Source organism: Microcystis sp. M179S2 (genome assembly GCF_020245805.1).
In the GTDB taxonomy this organism is placed as follows: Bacteria; Cyanobacteriota; Cyanobacteriia; order Cyanobacteriales; family Microcystaceae; genus Microcystis; species Microcystis aeruginosa.
In genome coordinates, this window is the sequence record NZ_JADBUE010000051.1 from 1 (window position 1) to 22,370 (window position 22,370).

Here is a 22,370-nt window from a genome sequence, read left to right on the forward strand (position 1 = left end):
ACCACGAAAATGGTCAAAGAATCGAAAAAAAGAAAGAGTTACCCAGTTTTAAGGCACTAGGTAAGGATGGACTGTGCCGCTTACTGTTTTATGAGACTAGGCTTCTTTATCAACTTTTGACAGACAATTTGGTAAAGTGATGCGCGCGACAAAATACCTGAAAACTTGACGGATTTCGCGACCATTGCGATCGCAATAGGCTACCTCGATCCACTGATGACGGGGGACAAAACCGCGTAAATTGGTGACACTGAGGCAACCTTCCCAACCCTTGACCATTTCCTCGCTGACCCGCAAAATGCGAGGATTAATCACGGCAGTGGGTGGCATCATCGGAGCGTCGGGATAACGAGGATTGGGGTGAGAAGCAACGATAAACAGACGCAGAGACCGAGCAACTTGGGGCGCGGCGATTCCCACCCCGTGGGCAGCTTGCACGGTGGTAATCAGGGAATCGATCAAATCTTGACAGTCAGCATCGAGAAGATTATCGATCGCTGCTGCTTTTTGCTGTAGAATTGGATTTCCTAATTGGGTGATTGTTAAAACTTGCGTCATCTGTCTAAAGATTAATTGTTTCGCTCTGAAAATCATTTTATCTTGAGGGGAAAAATCTCGCTAAACTGATAAGGCTTCCCTGCAGCAGCACTAGAGCAACTTTGTTAATCAAAATTAACCGTGGATAGGCGTTGGGTTTCATGCTTCAACCCAACCTACGTTCATCTTATATTTAATTCCACCCACCCACTTAATCAAAATTAACCGTGGACAGCAGCGCCCAACAACTTTGGCATAATCTCCTAGAGCGTCTAAAATTACTATTAACCCGTCCCGCTTTCGAGACTTGGTTTCAAACAGCGACGGTTAAAGAATGGCAAAACGATCGCTTAGTAATTCAGGCTGCCAATCCCTTTATTCTTAACCATCTTCAGAAAAATTATCTGTCAACAATTGCCGAAGTAGTGCAGGATATCGTCGGTTATCCCGTCGAGATTCAACTAACGGCACAACAGGGCGATTTGATCGCTATTTTCCAGCCTAACAGTAGCTTAGAATCAGAATTATCCCCCAGTAATCAACTTAACCCTAAATATAATTTTTCCCGTTTTGTTGTCGGGCCAACTAATCGCATGGCCCACGCGGCCGCTTTAGCGGTGGCGGAATTACCCGGACGCGAATTTAACCCGCTTTTTCTCTGTGGTGGGGTGGGATTAGGTAAAACCCATTTAATGCAGGCCATCGGTCATTATCGTCTGGAATTATATCCTCAATCTAGGGTTTTTTATGTATCGACGGAACAATTTACGAATGATTTAATCACCGCTATCCGTCAAGATAGTATGGAAAGTTTTCGTAATCATTATCGCCATGCGGACATATTATTAGTGGATGATCTGCAATTTATTGAAGGAAAAGAATACACTCAAGAAGAATTTTTTCATACCTTTAATACCCTGCACGAAGCGGGAAAACAGGTGGTTTTAGCCTCCGATCGCCTCCCCAAACAGATTCCCAGTTTACAGGCTCGTTTAATTTCTCGCTTTTCTATGGGATTAGTCGCCGATATCCAAGCACCAGATATCGAAACTCGCATGGCAATTTTACAAAAAAAGGCCGAGTACGAAAATCTGCGTCTCCCAAGAGAAGTTATCGAATATATTGCCGTTAATTATACTTCTAATATTCGCGAATTAGAGGGGGCATTAATCCGGGCTACTACTTATATTTCTATCTCCGGATTGCCGATGACGGTAGAAAATATCGCGCCGGTTTTAAATCCACCAATGGCCAAAATTGCCACTTCTCCTGAGATTATTATGGCGGTAGTAGCGGAAAAGTTTCAACTCTCGATCGCCGATCTAAAAGGAAATTCCCGCCGACGAGAAATTAGTTTTGCCCGACAGATTGGGATGTATTTGATGCGTCAACACACGGATTTAAGCTTACCGCGCATTGGCGAAGAATTTGGCGGCAAAGATCACACCACCGTTATTTATAGCTGTGATAAAATCAACCTTTCCCAGCATCAAGACCGACAATTACAAGAAATCTTAGCCCAACTAATCGAGCGAATTAACTCCCTCAGTCGCAATCAGTAGTCGGGAATTGGGGAGATAAGGTTTTTCAGTAAACAGTAATCAGTGAACTGAAAACTCACATCTGATAACTGATAACTGATAACTGATAACTGAGATTAACTACAGGGGAATAAACTGGCAATTGTAGCGATGAGATGAGAGGTCATGGGTAAACTATCGATCACCATAGCTGTACATAATAACATCATGTAAAGAATGGAATATTTAAACAGCGATCGAGCCATGTCCCGATCAAAAGGATTCTGTTTTAATCGCCAAGCTTTTTTCAAGAAAACAAACCCTAAAACCAAAGCCGCTACACCATAGACCACACCACAGGCAGCCAAGGGATAAATCAGGAGAAAAGTGAAAGGAACAACGATTAAAGTATAGAGCCAAATCTGCTCGCTAGTGGCTTCTTCCCCTTTAACTACGGGCATCATCGGGATATCTACTTCTGCATAATCATCCTTGATCATTAAAGCTAAAGCCCAAAAATGGGGAGGAGTCCAAAGGAAAATAATGGCGAATAAAATCCAAGGAATCCAACCGAGATCGCCCGTTACTGCCGCCCAACCGACGAGGGGAGGAATCGAGCCAGCCGCGCCACCGATAACAATATTTTGGATACTATGACGCTTGAGCAGATGGGTATAAATCAGCATATAAAATGCGATGCCGGTCATTGCTAAAAATCCGCTCAAAGTATTGACAAAAAAGACAAAAAGTGCTAGGGAAAGGGAGGCTAAAACGAGGGCAAAAATGAGGGCGTGGAGGGGTTGCACGCGACCGGAGGGGATCGGACGGGCGCGAGTACGAAGCATGGTGTGATCGATATCGCGATCATAGATGCAGTTTAAAGTTTGAGCGGCGGCGGCGGCGAGAGTGCCACCGAGGAGGGTAAGAAAGAGTAAGAGGGGGGAAACCTGGCCTTTAGAGGCGATTTCCATGGAAGCGGCTGTAGTAATCAGCAGTAGAGGAATAATTCGCGGTTTGGTGAGTTGATAATAACTTTTAGCGACTTGTAAAAAATTATCGTGGTGGCGAAGGGCTTGAGTTCCAGTCATCGTGATTAAATCCTTAGAGATGGCTTATGGGAGCGAAAGAACGATCGCGAAGGGCGAAAGTGGTAAAAGCGACGAGGGTTCCCACCAATAGCGCACCGATGCTGTGGTGGGTAATGGTTAAGGGTTCCACCTGTAGATGCAGTTTCAGGGTGGCAACGCCCAAAAACACCTGTAGGGCAACTAATCCCCCGGCGCTAAAAGCTAGTTTTTTGAGGAGAGGATGGATAGCGGCAGCTCGCCAAGCGAAGAAAACTAGGGTTAACACCGAGATAGTGGCGGGAAAAACCCCGATAATGTGGCTATTCATCACGGTGCAGAGTTGGGAAACCGTTAAACACTGATGGGCCGCCCAACGGGAACCGACGAGACCGCCGAGGAGACATTGCAGATAAACTAGACCGGTGGCGACCATTCCCATCCCGGTTAGTTTTCCTACCGTACCTGTGCCACGGTAGGGAGTCAGACCGATAGCAATGACGATTAGGGTGGCAAAAAAGAGCAAAGCTGTGGCTAAATGGGCGGTTACGATGTCAAATCGCAGTAATTGGGTCACGGTTAATCCTCCCAGGACTCCTTGCAGGAGAATTAAAGCCAAGGCAGCGATCGCAGAGGGGAACAGCCAAGGGGGAAGATGGCGACGGTACCACCAAGACAGACCGACGAGAGCGAGCGTACTAAACCCGATCAAAGAGGCATCGAGACGGTGAAACCACTCCAGAAATACCTGTAGATTCATCTGCTGACTGGGAATCCATTGACCGTAACACAGCGGCCAATCGGGACAAGCTAAACCGGCGTTCATAACTCTGGTGGCAGCACCCACTACCATTAGGGCGAAAGTAGCGATCGCAATTTTCCAGACTAAGCGGCGCATCCACACCTGAATATGGCCGGTTTCTCTTAGGGGTGTCGGGTTAAAAACAGATTCGGTCATCGGTTTGCCTGTTCTCAAGGAGTCTGTCATCAAAGATCATGGCTTTGTTTGCCAGTTAGTTATCACTGTGAATGAGTTTTTTTACGACAGGTAAAAGCTTTTAGATATTCTTTAGATTTCTGGCCATTTCCGTTACATTTGTTTACATAAACTCAGAATAAGATACAAAAATTAGTTATTTAAAATACTTTCCCTGAAAACGATCCCAAAGAAAAGATAAAATTCTCAGAAGATGCTGGTTAAATTTCCCATCTATAGGGGAATCATGTTTTAGCCTTGAATAAGTAGCCACTATTGAAAATATTGAAAAGACCGTGAAAATTCCCAGCAGTATCCTGACGCTCGTACTCGGGATCGCCTTGACCTTAATTAGTCTCTGGTATGGCCAAAATCATGGCTTAATGCCTGTGGCCGCTTCCGAAGATGCTCAGGAGATAGATAATATCTTTAATCTGATGATGACCATCGCCACGGGACTATTTTTAATAGTTGAAGGCGTGATTATCTATATAGTGATTCGCTTTCGCCGTAAACCGGGGGATCAAACCGACGGACCGGCAGTGGAGGGCAATGTCCCCCTAGAAATCTTCTGGACAGCCATCCCGACGGTAATCGTTTTTATCCTTGCCGTCTATAGCTTCGAGATTTATAACAATATCGGCGGTCTCGATCCCTTGATTTCCAAGGGTGGCAAAGGAGAAATCGCCCACCACGGTCATCACCACGGCACGATGATGGCCATGGGCGGCGATCGCAGAGTAGCCCTAGGTATCGGCAATTCCTACGATGGTGAAGGAGTTCCCCCCCTAGTGGTCAATGTTAAAGGCATTCAATACGCTTGGATCTTCACCTATCCCGAAACTGGCATTGTTTCCGGGGAACTGCACGCTCCCGTCAATCGCCCCGTGCAACTGAATATGGAAGCGGGAGATGTGATCCATGCTTTCTGGGTTCCCCAATTGCGTCTAAAACAGGACGTTATCCCCGGACAGGAAACGGTGTTATCGTTCACATCCAACCAAATTGGTCAATATCCGATCATTTGTGCGGAACTTTGCGGGGCCTATCACGGTGGCATGAAATCTAGCTTTGTGGTTCACTCCCCAGCGGATTACGACCAATGGGTGCAGGATAATACGATCGCCGAAGTTGACAGCGATCAAACCGTAGCCATGACCGCTAAAGATCGCTCTGATAGTCAATATTTGACCCCCTACACCGAAGAAATGGGCATCGACGCTGAAATCCTCGCCCAAGTTGCCCATCAGCAGCAAATGTAATTTTTCTTGTCATCTAAAATCTTGGCCTTATGACAGCATCAACGGAAATAACCACCCCAGCAACCGTTCCCGAGGTGATCCATCACCGCAAGTGGACAGATTACTTTACTTTCTGCACCGATCATAAAGTCATCGGTATTCAATATCTGGTGACTGCCTTTCTTTTCTTCTTTATTGGCGGTGCTTTCGCAGAAGTGCTGCGGACAGAATTAGCCACTCCCGACCCCGATTTCGTCTCCCCAGAACTATATAACCAATTCATGACCATGCACGGAACGATCATGATCTTTCTTTGGATCGTTCCGGTTGGGGCGGGTTTTGCCAATTATCTCATTCCCCTGATGATTGGGGCGGAAGATATGGCTTTTCCTCGTCTTAACGCTGTGGCTTTCTGGCTTAATCCCCCCGGCGGGCTGCTATTATTATCCAGTTTCTTTGTCGGCGCACCCCAGTCCGGTTGGACTTCCTACCCACCTTTAAGCTTAATTAGCGGCAAATGGGGCGAAGAATTGTGGATTTTGAGCCTTTTATTGATCGGGACTTCCTCGATTTTAGGCTCGATTAATTTCATCACCACGATCCTGAAAATGCGGATTCCTGAGATGGATTTGTACAGTATGCCGCTATTTTGTTGGGCAATGCTGGCCACCTCGACTCTGGTACTGCTTTCCACCCCCGTTCTCGCTTCTGCTCTCGTTCTCTTGTCCTTTGATTTAATCGCCGGCACGAGCTTTTTTAACCCTGCCGGCGGCGGCGATCCGGTGGTTTATCAGCATATGTTCTGGTTTTACTCCCATCCTGCCGTTTATATCATGATCTTGCCCTTTTTCGGCACGATATCGGAGATATTACCAGTTCACGCCCGCAAACCGATTTTTGGTTATCGAGCGATCGCCTATTCCAGTCTCACCATCTGTTTCTTGGGTTTAATCGTTTGGGCCCACCATATGTTCACCAGCGGCACCCCCGGCTGGTTACGGATGTTTTTCATGGCGGCAACTATGTTAATCGCCGTTCCCACGGGCATTAAAATCTTTAGTTGGTGTGCCACCCTTTGGGGGGGTAAACTCAGTCTCAATACGTCTTTATTATTTGGGATCGGTTTCCTGTCTTCCTTCCTCATCGGTGGTTTGACCGGGATTATGTTGGCTTCTGTTCCCTTCGATATCCACGTCCACGATACCTATTTTGTCGTCGGTCACTTCCATTATGTACTATTTGGTGGTACGGCAATGGCCCTGTTTGCTGCCGTTTACCATTGGTTCCCGAAAATGACCGGACGGATGTATAACGAGACTCTCGGTCGTATCCACTTTGTTCTCACTTTTATCGGTTTGAATTTAACTTTCATGCCGATGCACGAATTGGGATTATTGGGTATGAACCGTCGTATTGCCCTGTATGATGTGCAGTTTCAGGGTTTAAATGTTCTTAGTACCGCAGGAGCTTATATTCTCGGTATATCGAGTATTCCCTTCGCTATTAATATGGTCTGGAGTGCCTTTAAAGGTCAACCCGCCGGCCGTAATCCTTGGCGCGCTTTAACCCTAGAATGGCAAACCTCCTCTCCCCCAATTATCGAGAATTTCGAGGAAATGCCGATTCTTTGGTCCGGCCCCTACGATTACGGTATTGATCTGGAGGAATCAGAAGCAGCGGAATCAGTACAAGATCTCCTCGCCGAAGTGGGCGCCGAATCCCAATAATTATGGGGGATTAGCCCTGGGGGTTGGGTGTTGGGTGTTAGGTGTTGGGGTAGTGAGGAATTTAGCTGAAATTTCCCTATCTCCCTATCACCCTATCTCCCTATCACCCTATCCCCCTATCACCCTATCCCCCCATCTCCCCACTCCCCGTCTCCCGTGTAAACTAAGGACATTCAATCATGCAAGGTTCAACGCTCGAAGATTCTCAACTCTCTGTCAATTATCATCACGAAACGGTGGAACACGGGCATCATGGCCACCCAGATCATCGCTTATTCGGTGTGGTTTTGTTTCTAGTGGCGGAAAGTTCCATCTTTTTAGGCTTATTTGCCGCTTTCTTGTTCTACCGTACCATGTTACCCGTTTGGCCCCCCGCCGGCACGCCAGAATTAGAGTTAACCCTACCGACAATTAACACAATTATTCTGGTGTCCAGTAGTTTTGTTATGCACATAGGACAAAAGGCGATTAAACAAAACAATAATGCCGGTTTACAATTGTGGTTCGGCATTACTGCCCTGATGGGAATTATCTTCCTTTGTGGTCAAGGATACGAATATTATCACGCTGAATTCGGTCTGACAACTAATGTTTTCACCAGCGCTTTTTATGCCTTAACCGGATTCCACGGTCTCCACGTTACTTTCGGTTTAGTGCTGATTCTATCTGTCCTCTGGCGTTCTCGTCAAAAAGACCACTATTCTAGTCAATCTCATTTTGGGGTGGAAGCAGCAGAATTATACTGGCATTTCGTCGATGTGGTCTGGATTATCCTGTTTTTACTGGTGTATCTCTTGAGATAATTTTTGTTATTTAGTAGGAAAAAAGGGCGCTCAATTGAGCGCCCTTTTTTGTATATTTCAATTTATAAGTAGTCGTACAAAATAAATTTCCTAGTGGTGAGAGGGAACTCCAGAACTGCGGAACGGGCAACAGAAAAGAAATACAGCGATTGTTGCTTTACGGAGAAATGGGTAATTAATTTTGTTTAGGTACTTAGCAATTCCTATACTGGTGAGTAGAGAACAGAGCCAATTGATAACTAATATAGGTGGGTTACGGCGAATACTAGATAATTTTCCCTAGCATAAATTGTCTTCGCCTAACCCACCCTACACCTAAAATTAACGACGACCGAATAAACTCCAACCTTTGCCACCACTAACGGCCGGTTCAGCTTTTTCAGCGACGGGAGCAACTTCTGCGGGGGTTTCCTCACCGGAAAGATTAGAAAGATCGTAGTTTTCTACTAGATAAAGAGACGCTTTTTCAATAGTAGAATAATCCCAGAAAAGGGTAGAAGGTAACTCTTGACCGACCCAATCTTCCAGATCACCCACCATCGTTACCGCATCGATCGAATCTAAACCATAACGGGTTAAAGGTTCAGTCACATTAATCGTTTTTGCATCCAAAGATAACTGATCAGCTAACTGTTTAACTAACCAATTTTGTACGAGATTATTAAGATTGGAGCTGGAGTTCATGGGTTTTTTCCTCGGTAGTTTGTGAATGGGCTAATTGAAAAGGCACGATCGAAAAATGTTGATTTTCTCGATATAATTTCAGCAATTCTTGGGCAACATTTTCTATATACACCTCAGACAGAGTGTAAGGCAGCGGCCGCAGAGTTCGCAGTAATCGGTGTAAACTCAACACCAACCATTCCCCCCGGGCAAAAAATTCACCCAGGATGGAACGATTATAAAGCCAAGTGTGTAAACAAGCAGAAGCGGCGTGTAAAGTACAGTATTTCTTGGCAATCTCGAACAATTCGGGTGATTGGTCGTGACCATACTCGAATTTCGATTGACTAATCTGTTCATCGTGAGCATTTAGTTCCTCTAAAACTAAATTACCCAACATCAACAGATTTTCTAATACTTCCCGGTCCACCTCCTGAGAATCTTTCAATCCCTCCAGCATATCAAGGGCAATCTCTAAACCCTGTAGGGAATCATCCATTCCCCGGCCAAATAATTCTAAATTATTGGGTTCAAAGGGAGGAACCGACTTTTCTAGGCTAAAAATCGCCTCTAAACGGGTTTTTAACGCCGACATGGTGCGCGAGTTGCGTTTAGCCCGATATTTGGTTAAAGGACGCAATTGTAGGATTAAAGCATGAAGATTGACGATCGAACTGCCGTCAAACATACTGATAATCGAATTATCCCGCAGTAGCTTCTGGAAGATGCCGAATTCGTGTTCTTCTCGCATATAAAAACGCGATCCCAAGACCACATAAACACTATTAACCATCTCCTCCAGACGGACGGTGACAAAATATTTTACCACCGAAGCCCAGACGCTAAACTGTTCGGGGATAATATGAAAACCTCTCGCAGCCGGAATCGTCTCGCAATCACAAATAAGGATGTCAAGGAAAGCATCCACGAGAGTGCGCCGGGGTTGGGGCAAATCCATCACAGTTTTGTTATAGATTACCCGATTAACGGCAAAACTGAGGGTAGTTCTCAAAGCGGTATCGGCTGCCCCGTGGGAAAAAGCCGCGCACAACATTCGGGTAATCTGGAAACCTTTCAGGGCTAATTCTAAACCGTCTCCCTCCTCCCGTAAACGCATGGAATCGGGGACGAAACAATCTTTAAAACCAATGCCACTCATATCCGAGGCGCGCACGCCATGGGTGTATATTTTCGGCAAATTATAGTATTTTTCGGGGTCTAATTGCCGTTTATCTACCATAAATAGGGTTAAACACTTTGGCCCGCCGTTAGCATCGGTTTTCGCCAAAATAAAGGAAACTCCAGAGATAGTCGCCCGGTTAATCGGCCATTTCTCACCATTGAGAATATAACCTCCTTCCACCTTCGTCGCGGTCAGATCACCATTGATCAGATCGCTGCCGTGTTCCTTTTCCGAGTAACCCAGACACATCGCCCCATAGTCATCCATGATAAAACGGGCGAGCTTCTGTTTCTGTTCTGGGGTTCCCGCCATCCAGTTTAAAAACGACCAGAATAGGGTAGTAAAAGCGATGCCGATAGTTTGATCCCGTCGGGAAAGTACGCGCACAAAAGCGACAAATTCCTCAAAAGAGGTAAATTCACCGCCGCAATCCGTGGGAATGTAGTAGTGTTGGAGTTTCCAGTCGTATAACCAGCGAATTTCCTCGTGGGGAAATTCTTCGCTCTCGTCAATTTCGATCACCCGCTTGTAGGATAGAGGGTTATCGGGATTGAGAGGATCGCCTAAGTCTTTTTCCAGTGCTTCAGCAGTCCAGTATTGCTTAAGCTTTTTCATAGTGCCTCTAGGACAGATACAATGTGTTTTTCGTCAATGCCTTCGGTTAGAAGACCCGACCATTCACAAAAATTAATGACCATTCTAGACGTTTGACTGTAGGATAGCAACAATTTTTAATTTCGCCTTTACCTTAAATGTGCTAGAACCCACTTGGGTGGGGTGCTAGACTACCCTCTGCGGTAATTATGCCCAAATTGAGGTGATTAAACCGCACAGTGCGGTATTAGGTTTTATTGAGGCGGTGTTAGACCGATGGAAGTGGGATATTAGGATGGGGGAGGTTGCTCGACCGCAGGGAGCGGTATGATTAATAGTTATGCGGCTCGTTCCCTGTTCATACTTTTTCCTTGAATGTAATATTCAACTGGCAGATTACGATTAGAATGTTTAAGGTATAAGTTTTGCTTGCCATAGGGTTTAGAAGTCTAGGAAGAATATGATGATGGAATCAATAGATGAACGGATAGATGCCAAAATTGGTGAGGTTCGTACTGAATCTATCGATCTCAGCTTTGGAGAAATCATCAGTTTATATTCTCAAAATGAACTCATTATTCAACCGGAATATCAAAGGTTATTCCGATGGTCTAATCAACAAAAGTCTCGTTTAATAGAATCCATACTTCTTGAGTTGCCAATACCACAGATATTTACTATTGAGAACTCAGATGGGGTTTTGGAGTTAATTGATGGCTTACAACGCCTTAGCTCTGTGATTCAATTCATTGATGCCAATGTACTGAATTTCACTGATATAGATGGAGAAAAGCTGAAATCTCTAAAGTTAGAAGGTTGTGATCAGATTTCAGAACTTAATGATCTGACTTTTGAAGATTTATCATTGAGACTCAAGCTTAGGATTAAAAGATCCTCTGTAAGGACAGTAATTATTAAAAGGCAAAGTAATTCTTTTCTGCGTTATGAAATGTTCAAGAGGTTAAATACTGGGGGATCAATTCTAGCTCCACAGGAAATTCGCAACTGTTCTTCTAGGATGTTTGGTGAGCCAGGTATAAAGTTCTATAGGTTTCTCCAAGAAAGATCCTCCTATTCAAACTTTAAGACTTGCATAGATACATTGTCTCAATCAGAAAAAGAACAAAAGGGAGACGAAGAGCTTGTCTTAAGATTTTTTGCCGCAAAAAATGCTCAATATCTCTTCCGGGGGAGTGTGAGAGATTGGTTAGACACATACATGGAAAATATATTATTTGGAGAAATACAATTTGATTATTCTACTGAAACACAAGACTTTAATAGATTATTTGATTACTTGAGCCAAATTCTTGGCAGTGGTGCTTTTGTTCGATATCGCGATCAATCACCAATTGGTGCTTTAGCTCCAGCTTATTTTGAAGCTGTTACAATTGGCGTGTTTAGGATACTAGAAAGATTAGAGAATCTGGATAATTCTTCTGTTAGGGATGAAATAATCAAAATTGTTCAGTCAAACAGCTTTAAGGATAATATTGGACCTGGAGCTAACTCCAGAACTAAGCTTTCTAATAGAATTGGATGTATTCAAGAAGGTTTAAATCAACTCAGCTTCTGGAGTAATTTTAATGAGCAACTGGGCGAATGAGATCGAGGCTGATCTCAACTGGAGAGAAGGAGAACTGGCTGCAATTAAAATTCAAATATTAACGACTGATAGGGTTAAGCATCCTGTAAGGTATGAAGCTCTCTTGAGAGCTATTACTACTTTGCTATATGCTCACTATGAAGGTTTTTGTAGATTTGCATGGGATTTATACCTCGATACAATTCAAAGGCAAAATATTAAACGCAATCAATGCCGTGAGGAGGTTATAAAGCTATCGCTAAGGAAGCGCTTTAAAGAACTTGGAGGTGATTTGTCAGCAGATGGAGTTTGGAGCTTTTTTTCCAACGAATTGCCAGCTTTAATTAATGAGAATATTGAATTCAATATTCGCTTAGAAGCAGATAGCAATTTAAAGCCTATGCTGCTTAAAAAGAACTCTACAGATGCTGGTTTATCATGCTCAATGGTGGATCAACATGAGCTTTTACTTAAGACATTAGTAAGCAGGAGAAATAATATAGCTCATGGGCAGAAAGAGATAATTCATGATCTGACTGAGTATAACAAGTATGAAAATGCGGCTTTGGAAGCTATGTATGAGCTAGGACTATCTGTAATTGATTGCTTAGATAATCAGAAGTATTTGAAACCATCAAATCCGCCTAGCTCATCATGAAATCTACGCATTTTAATCGCTGTAGGGTGCGTTCCCTAATGTGGCTCCTACCGCTGCACCGATAGTGATTAAACCGCTGACTCATATCATTTTTCAAAAGTGATGACAGACTTAGTTGATTATTCCAAAGTGCAATTCCTCTCTGAGAGCGGAATTGCACTTTCAGATGTTAATCACGACTATTGAAAATTGGTATCAATTTCTTTTTCAACCAGATTTTGGAATACCAGCTATTATACTAAATCCGTTGAGTATAGGCTACATATCAGGAGAGGCACTCATGCAAGAGGCACTCATGCAAAACTGAGAATAAATAATCAGTTTTTAATAACCGGATTTAGTATTAGTTGTTGAGCAACTGAAGTAAGGTGGGCATTGCCCACCCTACTGTTGTATGGATGTAAGTTGGATTGCAAGCTCCAGTTTTTAACCAGGGAACCAATCTTCATCAAGAATTTTCTCAATTGTCGAAGGACAGTCAACTGGTAAAGTTAATCCACTTTTGCGGCTCGCTTTTCCCAGAGCTTTTTGATAACAATAACCAAACCGTTCTAAGGCATGATTGTAGATTACCTTAGAGCGAAACAGCAGGCTCAATTCCAATCTGAAATTATCTATCTTGTCTGTCCAGTGGGGTAGGTAGTAAGGATGCTTCCAGTAGGCGTAAAGTAGCAGGTGACTGAGGAGTTGAACAAGAAAGCTTTCTGCTTTGTATTTGCGTTCATCAACCATTTCCTCTAATTCCTCGGCTAAAGTTTGCCAATCTAAAGTATTGCGATTAGGCGATCGCATCTTTTCTATCTGGTCTTGCAGCCAGGCTACATAGTCTTTTTCATATAGGGTTTCAGCCATTAATTTTACCTCTATACTAATCTTTTTTTGTCCTATCAAAATATAGCTCTCATTGTATAGCTCAAGCACCAAGAAAATGCTGGTTATTGAAATATTACATCCCATCATTCAGTCAATAAACCTCTGGTAAAAATCAAAAATTGTTGTTAGGGTTAGTGCGATGCCGAAGGCACTGCGTAGCAGTACGCCATCGCTGTAGGGTGCGTTCCCTAATGTGGCTCCTAGCTGCTGCATCGATAGTGATTAGACCGCACAGTGCGGTATTGGGTTTTATTGAGGGGGTGTCGGACCGATGGGGGTGGGATAGTAGGACAGAGGAGGTTGCTCGACCGCAGAGAGGGGTATAATTAATATTTAAATGCCGCCATGGCTAACTTGAAGTGAGAGTATATGTTGAAAGGGACTATTTATTTGCATAAGTTCAGTTATTTTCTTCGATTGGTTCGAGAGATTGGTGGCTGGGATTTCCTATACCGCTATGTAGTACGATCATTTTATAAAATAACCAAGCTCAACCAGAAAATGGTTCTATTTAATAATGTAGAAATGACTCTGCCGTACGATAGTCGATTCGGAACGGAAATTTTCCTCAAGGGAAGCAATTTGGATTGGGGATCTGAAATTATCCTTCATCGATTCTTAGATATTAATAAAGACTTTATTGATGTTGGAGCTAATATTGGTTATTACAGTTTACTGGCTGCTCCTTTATCCAATCAGGTTTATGCCTTTGAACCCGATCCGAGAATGGTTGAACACTTAAAGAGAAATCTTTCCCAGTTTCAAAACTGTCATGTTCTAGAAGAAGCACTTTTTTCCGAGCCTGGCACTATGGATCTTAATTTGAACTCAATGCCTGAACTAAATTCGCTGGTTAGGCATAGTCCCCAAGAGAACAAGGTGACAGTCAAGGTAAATACTTTAGACCAATTGATGTCTGATTATCCGTTACTAAGTGTTTCCTGTATCAAAACAGATGCTGAAGGAGCAGACTTCGATATACTAATGGGTGGCAAAAATCTTCTAATTCGAGATCAACCTTTGGTCTTGTCGGAAATTTATCCAACAAAGAAGCTCCTTGAATTTATTAAATCTATTGAATTTACCTGTTTTGCTTTCGTCAAACCTAAGGATGAGGATGGAGCTAATTTACAACCAAAATTCATCAAGATTGAAACAAAACCGACCAACTCTCATATTAAAATGATTTTCTTAGTTCCTAATCGGCTCTTGTCAAGGTTTGAAGAGCTAAAAGATGTCTAACACTGCTTATTCCTAGGAGTGCGATGCCGAAGGCACTGCGTAGCAGTACGCCATCGCTGTAGGGTGCGTTCCCTGATGTGGCTCCTACTGCCACACCGATAGATTTTTGGGAACGCACCATGCTCATTCATTCGAGCAAGTGATTACAAGCTATACTTTAGAAGGTCATAATCTGAGATTTATTAAACTTCTGAAATGGTAGAGTGAGCAAGGAATCAAGTTCTTTTTTATGTTTCCGATGGGAATCATTCAGACAGAGAATCCCAACGATGGCACTGTTGAAGATATCGAACCAGGAATCCCGCTCGGACAAGCTGAAAAAGTTTACGGTAAAGCGACGTTACCCCTGTGCAACTATATCTTTAGTCTTGATTTACAAGGCTCTCAGAAATCAGCCGAGATAAAGTATCCTCGGGAACCCTGATTCTGTCCCTATTTAACCCCAGTTCGGGTTACTATAGCTAATTTTTGGCTGTTAGCAATTATAGCTCTCAAAAGGGGGTGGGAATGATGAGATCAAGTTTATTTTCGGTCTGAGGATGACGAAAAGATAATTGTTTAGCGTGTAGGTGTAAACGGTCGGACTGCTTACCATTGTACAAGCGATCGCCTAAAATTCCTATCCCTAATCCCGCTTGACTATGAACACGAATTTGATGAGTTCTTCCCGTGTAGGGAATAAATTCTAGCCGAGAATAATTGCCTTCTTTGCCGACAACTTTAAAATAGGTTTGACTAGCTTTCCCCCTTTGCCAGTCCACAGTTTGATAGGGTCGATTTTGCGGATTTCCCCAGAGAGGTAGGTCAATTATGCCTGATTCTCTCTCAATAATTTCTGATAATATAGCTTCGTAGATTTTCTCCACTTCTCGCCGTTGAAATTGTTGGGATAAACAACGATAAATATCTAAACTTTTAGCTAGTAATAATAATCCCGAAGTTTCTCGGTCTAAACGATGAACGGGAATGACATTTTTTCCCTGACGACGAAAACGATTGACCACAGCATCTTGACTATCTTGATAACGTCCTGCTACCGATAATAATCCCGCAGGTTTATTAATAACAATTATTCCCTCGTCTTCGTAGATAATTTCTAGAGATAAACGTAAACCAGAGAGTAAAAAACCCATGAGAGGTTGACATCTTTCTTGACAAGCACCATAAAATTCTCCCTGTTTTCTATCTCGATTCGATTCTCCCCACCAAAATTCGGCCATGGCGACAGGTTTTAATCCTTTCATGGCGGCATAATTTAATAATTTCGGGGCGCAACATTCCCCTGTTCCCGTCGGTAACAAATTACTGCCCATCAATTTAGCTAAGGAGAGAGATTGTCCAGAAAAGTTGTTTAAACAGTAGGATTGATACAGCAATTCCTGTAACTGTTTGGAGAGGTTCCTACGCTGTTGCTTAAGTTCAATAATTCTCTGATTGGCTACGTTTATTTTATCAATTAAGGGTTTTAAAACTTGTTTTTGTTCCTGTTTTAATTGCTTTCTTTCTCTTTTTTCCTGACGACTGATATTATTTAATTTTTCTAATTCTTCTGGGTTTAAATCTCCTAAATTTCTTAACCTATCTCGTTCCTGTTTATGGTTTTGATGTTGTTGCTGTAAAGCTTGTATTTTACGCTCAAAATCTGCTTGATTGAGTCGATATAAATTATGTTCGGGAATTGATTGTAGGGTAATAATTTCCTGTTTAATTGTTTCTAAAAGTTGCAAAACTCGCTTTTCTTCCCGAATAATTTTTTCTCTCCCCACTAGGGACGGAACCCAGCCAGCAGCTTCTCCCTGTCCAGAAAAAGCTTTTAAAATTTCTATTTCGCCATCGGCATTTTCTCCTAATAAAATTCCATACATTTTACCTTGAGGATTGGTGATAGTTGTCATCAAATCTTGGGCAATTTTTTCAGCCAAAAGAGTGCGGGGCAAGCGCAATAACTCGCCCGTTTCGGGACAAATTCCTTGATAATAATAAGTAACTTCCTTCACTATTTAAGAACAGGAAAAGGGGCCAGAGATACCCCTAAGAAAAACAATTGGCAAAGAAATCGATAGTTTCCTGTAAAGCGACAATAAAGCGATCGATTTCTTCTCGGGTATTATAAAAATATAGACTTGCCCGCGCGCTGCCGGAAGCATCAAAAAAGCGGTGTAGAGGTTGGGTACAGTGATGACCGGAGCGAATAGCGATTCCTTCGTGGTCTAATAAAGTGGCTAAATCACTAGCATGAATCCCTTCCACATTAAAGGCGGCTAAACTAGCCCGACCCTGGCCCGTTAAACTAGGTGATGGCCCGTAAATTCTTAAACCCTCAATTTCTCCTAGTTTTTTGAACAAATGGGCGGTTAATTCTTCTTCGTAGGCATGAATATTATCCATACCTAAACCCATTAAATATTCTACCGCAGCACCGAGAGCAATCGCTTCGCCGATAGCGGGGGTTCCCGCTTCAAATTTGTGGGGCAGTTCGGCACAGGTAAAATGGTCTAAATAGACTTCTGCAATCATTTCGCCACCACCAAAAAAGGGCGGCATTGCCTCTAAAATGGCCTCTTTGCCGTACAAAAATCCAATACCGGTGGGGGCGCACATTTTATGACCACTAGCCACCAACCAATCACAATCTATGGACTGCACATCAATGGCTAAATGGGGGACACTTTGACAGGCATCAATTAATACTTTCGCCCCGACTTGATGGGCAAGGCTGACTATTTCGGCAACGGGATTAATACAGCCTAATGTATTAGAAACATGAAGGACAGCAACTAATTTAGTTTTGTCAGATAACAAAGATTTATATTGTTCTAAATCAAAGCTTTCTTCGCTGGTTAATGGCACATATTTAATCACCGCCCCCGTCTTTTGGCAGACAATTTGCCAGGGGATTAAATTACTGTGGTGTTCCATAACCGAGAGAATAATTTCATCCCCTGCTTTCAGGGTATTTAATGCCCAACTGTAGGCGACTAAATTAATCGCTTCCGTGGCGTTGCGAGTATAGACAATTTCCTGACGAGAAGCGGCATTAATAAACCTAGCCACCTTATCTCTGGCTCCTTCGTAGGCTTCCGTTGCCCGGACACTTAAAGTATGCGCCCCCCGATGCACATTGGCGTTATCTTTTTCGTAATAGTTTCGCAGGGTTTCTAATACTTGAATGGGTTTTTGGGAAGTGGCGGCACTATCGAGATAGATAAGGGGTTTATCGTATACGGTTTGATGGAGGATAGGGAAATCGGCGCGGACTTTTTGGGCGAGGGTTTTTTCTTGGATAATTGTCATTTTAGTCAGGAGTCAGAGGGGTACTTTGGGCAGGTTGACACCCACCCCGGTAGAGTTATTCCACACTGCGACAGGCGACGCATTGCCCCAATCTTTGGCGGAGGGATTCTAGAGGAATTTTAGCTAAAATCTCGGCCGAGAAAGCATCAATTAACAAACTGCGGGCGGTGTCGGCGCTTAAGCCTCGGCTTTGCAGATAGAATAAATCATCGGCTTCCAGTTGGCTAACGGTTGCCCCGTGGGAACATTTGACGTTATCGGCGGTAATTTGTAATTCGGGTTTGGTGTTGACTCGTGCCTTGTTAGAAATTAACAAATTCCGATTTAACTGGGAGGCGTTGGTTAATTGGGCGGGCTTGGGAACAAACACTTTACCATTAAAGATAGCGTGAGCGCTACCATCAACGATACATTTATGCAGTTGCTTGGTGATGCCGTGGGGATGGTTGAGATAGATGGCGCTGTGGGTATCGGTGGTTTGTTGTCCAGTAATCATGGCTAATCCGTGCAGATTTGTCTCGGTTTGTGCTCCTTTTTGCAGGATATCGAGGTTATGACGGCAGAGTTTAGCTCCTAGATTTATCTCGTTGAGAGTGTAACGGCTATCGCGCCCTTGTTCAATTATCGTGCGTCCGATGTGAAAACCATCTCCCGATTCCCGTTGTACTCTGGTATGGATGACCTCGGCGTTGGCTTCGAGGTAAATTTCCGTGACAGCGTTGGTGAAATAAGAGTAATTTACAGGTAAATCGGAGCAATATTCGGCTAAAGCCCCGTAGTTCTCAATAATATTGACACTGGCTCCCGTTTCCGCCACGATTAGGCTATGGGGCTGATAAAAGCGGGGAATTTCCTCCACAACGGTGATAAATAAGAGATGTATCGGGGTTGTGACGACGGTGTTAGCGGTGACGTGAATTACTGCCCCATCGCTTAAACCAGCTTGGTTGAGTGCGGTAAAAAATTCGGGTGTTTTTTCTTTGCCTAGATAGTTGACAAGAACATCTTTTTGTGCATTGGCGAGATGCCCGACGCTGACACCGGCGGGTAAAGCGGAGATATCGGACAATTCGGGCTGATAAATGCCGTTAACGAAGACTAGGTGGCTGTTTTTGGCTTCGGGCAGTAAAAAAACAGCTAGGGCATTTTTATCGATTGTAACGGGTTGGGGGACGCGAAAATCGATCGCCCATAGTTGACTTAAATCGGTGAATTGCCATTCTTCGTCTTTTCTGCCAGGGATGGCTAATTCTTGAGCTTTACTGGCTCCCGATTCTCTTAATTCGAGAATTTTACCGTTATCGATAGTGGGAACCGTTTCTCGCAACAATTTTAACAATAATTCTCCTGATTGTTCAGGTTTCGTGATTATGGCTGTCATTGGTAGGAGGGGGTTGGAGGGTTGAGGGTTGGGGTAGTGGGGTGTAGGGTGTGGGGTGTAGGGTGTGGGGTGTAGGGTGTGGGGAGAGGGGAGAATAAATAAAAGCCATCTCCTGCCTCCTGACGACCGGCTACTGACTCCTGCCTCCCCAGACTCCTGATAACTGATAGCTAGATTACTTAACGGCTAATAATTGTTCGTCGAGGAAATCGTAGCCAGTTCTTTCTAATTCGAGGGCTAATTCTTTACCGCCACTGGTGACAATGCGCCCATCGTACATAACATGAATAACATCGGGTTCAATGTAGTTGAGCAGACGCTGATAGTGAGTGATAAGTAAAAAAGCGTTATCGGGAGTAGCTAATTGATTGACTCCCTGGGCAACAATTCGCAAAGCATCGATGTCTAAACCGGAGTCAATTTCATCGAGAATTCCTAAAGTAGGTTCTAATAAGGCCATTTGTAGGATTTCATTACGTTTTTTCTCACCACCGGAGAAACCTTCGTTTAAACTTCTGCTAAGAAAGCTAGGATTCATCTGGACAACTTCTAGTTTTTTCTCGACTAATTCCTCAAAGTCAAAACTATCTAATTCTTCCGAGCCTAGATATTTTTGTCGGGCATTGTAGGCAACGCGAAGAAAATCGAGGTTACTAACGCCGGGGATTTCTAGGGGATATTGGAATGCGAGAAAGATACCCATAAGCGCTCGTTCATCGGGTTCTTTGTCCAAAAGGTTTTCGCCTTTATAAATTATTTCTCCCCCAGTTACTTCATAATCGGGATGTCCAGCGATTACTTTTGAAAAGGTGCTTTTTCCTGAGCCATTGCGCCCCATAATTGCGTGGGTTTCACCTGCTTTAATTTCGAGGTTAACTCCTTTAAGAATCTGGTTTCCATCAATACTAGCGGTCAGATTTTTTACCGATAAAATTACTTCACTCATGAGATGTTTTTCTAGAACAAAAATATTAGTTTTGGTGGTTGACGGCGAATCATCAATTGATGGATAAATTGTCTTAGCTTTTGGTGGGTTACGGCTATCGCCTAACCCACCCTACTTTACTGATTATCCGACGGTTCCTTCTAGCTTGAGACTTAGGAGTTTATCGGCTTCGGCGGCGAATTCCATCGGTAATTTACTGAGGACATCCTTACAGAAACCACTGACTAACATAGAGACAGCATCTTCTTCGGAAATACCCCGTTGTGCGAAGTAGAATAATTGGTCTTCACCGATTTTAGAAGTGGAAGCTTCGTGTTCTACTTTAGCACTGTTGTTATCCACCTGAATATAGGGAAAAGTGTTAGCTTCGGCATTATCTCCAATCAGCATAGAATCACACTGGGAGTAATTTCTTGCTCCTTTGGCTTTCGGTCCCATTTTCACTAACCCGCGATAACTATTTTGGGAGTTACCCGCCGAAATTCCCTTAGAAATAATGGTACTCTTGGTGTTGCGTCCAATGTGAATCATTTTCGTACCTGTATCGGCCTGTTGTTTGTTATTAGTTAGGGCAATTGAGTAGAATTCCCCGACGGAATTATCGCCGACTAAGACACAACTGGGATACTTCCAAGTAATTGCCGAACCAGTTTCCACCTGCGTCCAAGAAATCTTAGAATTAACTCCTTTACACAGACCCCGTTTAGTGACGAAATTGTAAATACCTCCCTTACCATTGGCATCGCCAGCGTACCAATTTTGTACCGTCGAATATTTAATATCCGCATTATCGAGGGCGACTAATTCCACGACGGCGGCATGAAGTTGATTACTATCGTACATCGGAGCGGTGCAACCTTCTAAATAACTTACCGATGCCCCTTCTTCAGCGACAATTAAAGTTCTTTCAAATTGTCCCGTCTCACCGTTATTAATCCGAAAATAGGTGGACAATTCCATAGGACAGACGACACCTTTGGGTATAAAAACAAAGGAACCATCGCTAAAAACGGCAGAATTAAGAGCGGCAAAATAATTATCACCCACGGGAACCACAGTACCGAGATATTTCTGCACCAAGTCGGGATGTTCCTGTAAAGCTTCCGAAATAGAACAGAAAATAACCCCCTGTTCTGCTAGTTTTTCTTTAAAAGTTGTGGCGATAGAAACGCTATCAAAGATAGCATCCACGGCCACGTTAGAAAGGCGTTTTTGTTCCGAAAGGGGAATGCCTAATTTTTCAAAGGTTTCGATTAAAGTGGGGTCAACTTCTTCAAGACTGTTGAGTTTTTCTTTTTTCTGTTTGGGTGCAGAGTAGTAGATAATATTTTGATAATCAATGGCAGGATAGGAAACGTGCGGCCAACTGGGTTCGGTCATCTTTTGCCATTGATGGTAGGCCCGGAGACGAAAATCGAGCATGAATTCCGGTTCCTTCTTTTTCGCTGAAATTAGGCGAATAATCTCCTCATTTAAACCGCGGGGGATGGTTTCCGATTCAATATCGGTGATGAAACCGTACTTGTAGGGTTGGTTAACGAGATTTTTAACGGTGGTTGCACTCATGGGGGTTAGTGTTCTCTCTACGCGGTAGGCAGGGGAGGCAGTTAAACAACAATAAAGTTGTTTAAATTGATTATATAATAGATTAACAACAAAGCTGTTGTCAAAGTCACGGAAAATTTCAGAGGATGCTGGTAAACCTCTGTTATTCAGGTTACTCTGTAGGGGTAATTGGCCGCTCCTTGACCCTCAGCAATTGTACGCTAAAGCCTCTGTTTTTGGTATCATGACCACGACTCAACCCGCCTCGACGAAAGACGATATTCTGCAATATTTGCTCAAAAACGGTCAATCTACAGCCCAAGACTTGGCTGAGGAGTTAAGTATTAGTCCGCAAGCGACGCGCCGCCATCTTAAGGATTTGGAGGGGGAAGGACTGATAGTGGGACTTAAACAAATTTCAAGCCCAAATAAAGCCTAAACTGGCTTTGTAAGCGGCAAACACATCCCGATTCTCGGTCAGCCACTCAAAGAAACGGAAAGACATCGCTGTCCGAAAAGCTTCTAAAGCTTCCACAAA

General features: G+C 43.5%; 18 protein-coding genes and 3 pseudogenes. 9 read left to right on the forward strand and 12 right to left on the reverse strand.

Going from position 1 to position 22,370, the window contains the following annotated elements; translation table 11 throughout:
• Positions 1-138: 138 nt before the first annotated feature.
• Positions 139-594: pseudogene (locus tag IM500_RS02905) on the reverse strand (peptide deformylase); the annotation flags it as partial.
• Between the two features lie 170 nt (positions 595-764).
• Between IM500_RS02905 and dnaA the strand changes: the two are divergent.
• A complete protein-coding gene (gene dnaA / locus IM500_RS02910) occupies positions 765-2,099 on the forward strand; it encodes a chromosomal replication initiator protein DnaA (RefSeq protein ID WP_190721619.1) in 1,335 nt (444 codons plus the stop codon).
• A gap of 95 nt (positions 2,100-2,194) precedes the next feature.
• Here dnaA and IM500_RS02915 read toward each other — a convergent pair whose 3' ends face one another.
• Positions 2,195-3,145, reverse strand: coding sequence for a heme o synthase (locus tag IM500_RS02915; protein WP_190721617.1), 951 nt, complete (start codon positions 3,143-3,145; stop codon positions 2,195-2,197).
• A 13-nt stretch (positions 3,146-3,158) separates the two neighbouring features.
• Entirely contained in the window at positions 3,159-4,079 is a 921-nt protein-coding gene (locus tag IM500_RS02920) for a COX15/CtaA family protein (RefSeq protein WP_190721615.1), read from the reverse strand.
• A 314-nt stretch (positions 4,080-4,393) separates the two neighbouring features.
• Here IM500_RS02920 and IM500_RS02925 point away from each other — a divergent pair, with 314 nt between their 5' ends.
• The 3 genes from IM500_RS02925 to IM500_RS02935 all read left to right on the forward strand — a co-directional run bounded on the left by IM500_RS02925 (position 4,394) and on the right by IM500_RS02935 (position 7,868).
• A complete protein-coding gene (locus IM500_RS02925) occupies positions 4,394-5,359 on the forward strand; it encodes a cytochrome c oxidase subunit II (RefSeq protein ID WP_190721613.1) in 966 nt (321 codons plus the stop codon).
• Between the two features lie 29 nt (positions 5,360-5,388).
• Complete coding sequence (ctaD, locus tag IM500_RS02930; RefSeq protein WP_061432191.1) at positions 5,389-7,065, forward strand: cytochrome c oxidase subunit I; 1,677 nt, start codon at positions 5,389-5,391, stop codon at positions 7,063-7,065.
• A 179-nt stretch (positions 7,066-7,244) separates the two neighbouring features.
• Complete coding sequence (locus tag IM500_RS02935) at positions 7,245-7,868, forward strand: cytochrome c oxidase subunit 3 (protein ID WP_287737635.1); 624 nt, start codon at positions 7,245-7,247, stop codon at positions 7,866-7,868.
• A gap of 321 nt (positions 7,869-8,189) precedes the next feature.
• On the opposite strand, the gene IM500_RS02940 is transcribed toward IM500_RS02935, so the two are convergent.
• Positions 8,190-8,552 (reverse strand): acyl carrier protein, encoded by a 363-nt coding sequence (locus IM500_RS02940; protein ID WP_272079741.1) that lies wholly within the window; start codon positions 8,550-8,552, stop codon positions 8,190-8,192.
• The gene (locus tag IM500_RS02945) at positions 8,530-10,329 is read right to left on the reverse strand and encodes an acyl-CoA dehydrogenase family protein (RefSeq protein ID WP_190721609.1); all 1,800 of its coding nucleotides are present in this window, start codon (positions 10,327-10,329) and stop codon (positions 8,530-8,532) included. Before IM500_RS02945 ends, IM500_RS02940 begins: the two co-directional genes overlap by 23 nt.
• A 439-nt stretch (positions 10,330-10,768) precedes the next feature.
• Between IM500_RS02945 and IM500_RS02950 the strand changes: the two genes are divergently transcribed.
• On the forward strand, positions 10,769-11,914 hold the full coding sequence (locus IM500_RS02950; protein WP_287737637.1) for a DUF262 domain-containing protein: 1,146 nt from the start codon (positions 10,769-10,771) through the stop codon (positions 11,912-11,914).
• A complete protein-coding gene (locus tag IM500_RS02955; RefSeq protein ID WP_024971290.1) occupies positions 11,895-12,551 on the forward strand; it encodes an MAE_28990/MAE_18760 family HEPN-like nuclease in 657 nt (218 codons plus the stop codon). The genes IM500_RS02950 and IM500_RS02955 overlap by 20 nt, the downstream gene beginning before the upstream one ends.
• Positions 12,552-12,977: 426 nt before the next feature.
• On the opposite strand, the gene IM500_RS02960 is transcribed toward IM500_RS02955, so the two are convergent.
• The gene (locus IM500_RS02960) at positions 12,978-13,403 is read right to left on the reverse strand and encodes a DUF29 domain-containing protein (protein WP_287737639.1); all 426 of its coding nucleotides are present in this window, start codon (positions 13,401-13,403) and stop codon (positions 12,978-12,980) included.
• A gap of 390 nt (positions 13,404-13,793) precedes the next feature.
• On the opposite strand from IM500_RS02960, the gene IM500_RS02965 reads away from it, so the two are divergent.
• Positions 13,794-14,666: an FkbM family methyltransferase gene (locus IM500_RS02965; RefSeq protein ID WP_353737890.1), complete on the forward strand. Its 873-nt coding sequence runs from the start codon at positions 13,794-13,796 to the stop codon at positions 14,664-14,666.
• Between the two features lie 157 nt (positions 14,667-14,823).
• On the opposite strand, the pseudogene IM500_RS02970 reads toward IM500_RS02965, so the two are convergent.
• Positions 14,824-14,958, reverse strand: a pseudogene (locus IM500_RS02970) (IS630 family transposase); the annotation flags it as partial.
• Here IM500_RS02970 and IM500_RS02975 point away from each other — a divergent pair.
• A complete protein-coding gene (locus tag IM500_RS02975; RefSeq protein ID WP_242034615.1) occupies positions 14,905-15,090 on the forward strand; it encodes a hypothetical protein in 186 nt (61 codons plus the stop codon). The pseudogene IM500_RS02970 and the gene IM500_RS02975 sit on opposite strands and share 54 nt — an antisense overlap.
• Before the next feature lie 67 nt (positions 15,091-15,157).
• Here IM500_RS02975 and IM500_RS02980 read toward each other — a convergent pair whose 3' ends face one another.
• The 5 genes from IM500_RS02980 to sufB form a co-directional block, all read right to left on the reverse strand.
• Complete coding sequence (locus tag IM500_RS02980) at positions 15,158-16,663, reverse strand: RluA family pseudouridine synthase (protein ID WP_190721598.1); 1,506 nt, start codon at positions 16,661-16,663, stop codon at positions 15,158-15,160.
• Positions 16,664-16,697: 34 nt separating this feature from the next.
• Positions 16,698-17,960: a SufS family cysteine desulfurase gene (locus IM500_RS02985; RefSeq protein WP_190721596.1), complete on the reverse strand. Its 1,263-nt coding sequence runs from the start codon at positions 17,958-17,960 to the stop codon at positions 16,698-16,700.
• 55 nt (positions 17,961-18,015) lie between these two features.
• Positions 18,016-19,341, reverse strand: coding sequence for a Fe-S cluster assembly protein SufD (gene sufD, locus IM500_RS02990; RefSeq protein ID WP_190721594.1), 1,326 nt, complete (start codon positions 19,339-19,341; stop codon positions 18,016-18,018).
• 175 nt (positions 19,342-19,516) lie between these two features.
• Positions 19,517-20,287 carry a Fe-S cluster assembly ATPase SufC gene (gene sufC / locus IM500_RS02995; protein ID WP_190721592.1) on the reverse strand — a complete coding sequence of 257 codons (771 nt, stop codon included), beginning with the start codon at positions 20,285-20,287 and terminating at the stop codon, positions 19,517-19,519.
• Positions 20,288-20,410: 123 nt separating this feature from the next.
• Positions 20,411-21,853 (reverse strand): Fe-S cluster assembly protein SufB, encoded by a 1,443-nt coding sequence (sufB, locus tag IM500_RS03000; RefSeq protein ID WP_036395285.1) that lies wholly within the window; start codon positions 21,851-21,853, stop codon positions 20,411-20,413.
• A gap of 223 nt (positions 21,854-22,076) precedes the next feature.
• On the opposite strand from sufB, the pseudogene IM500_RS03005 reads away from it, so the two are divergent.
• Positions 22,077-22,232: pseudogene (locus IM500_RS03005) on the forward strand (winged helix-turn-helix transcriptional regulator); the annotation flags it as partial.
• Positions 22,233-22,370 lie beyond the last annotated feature (138 nt).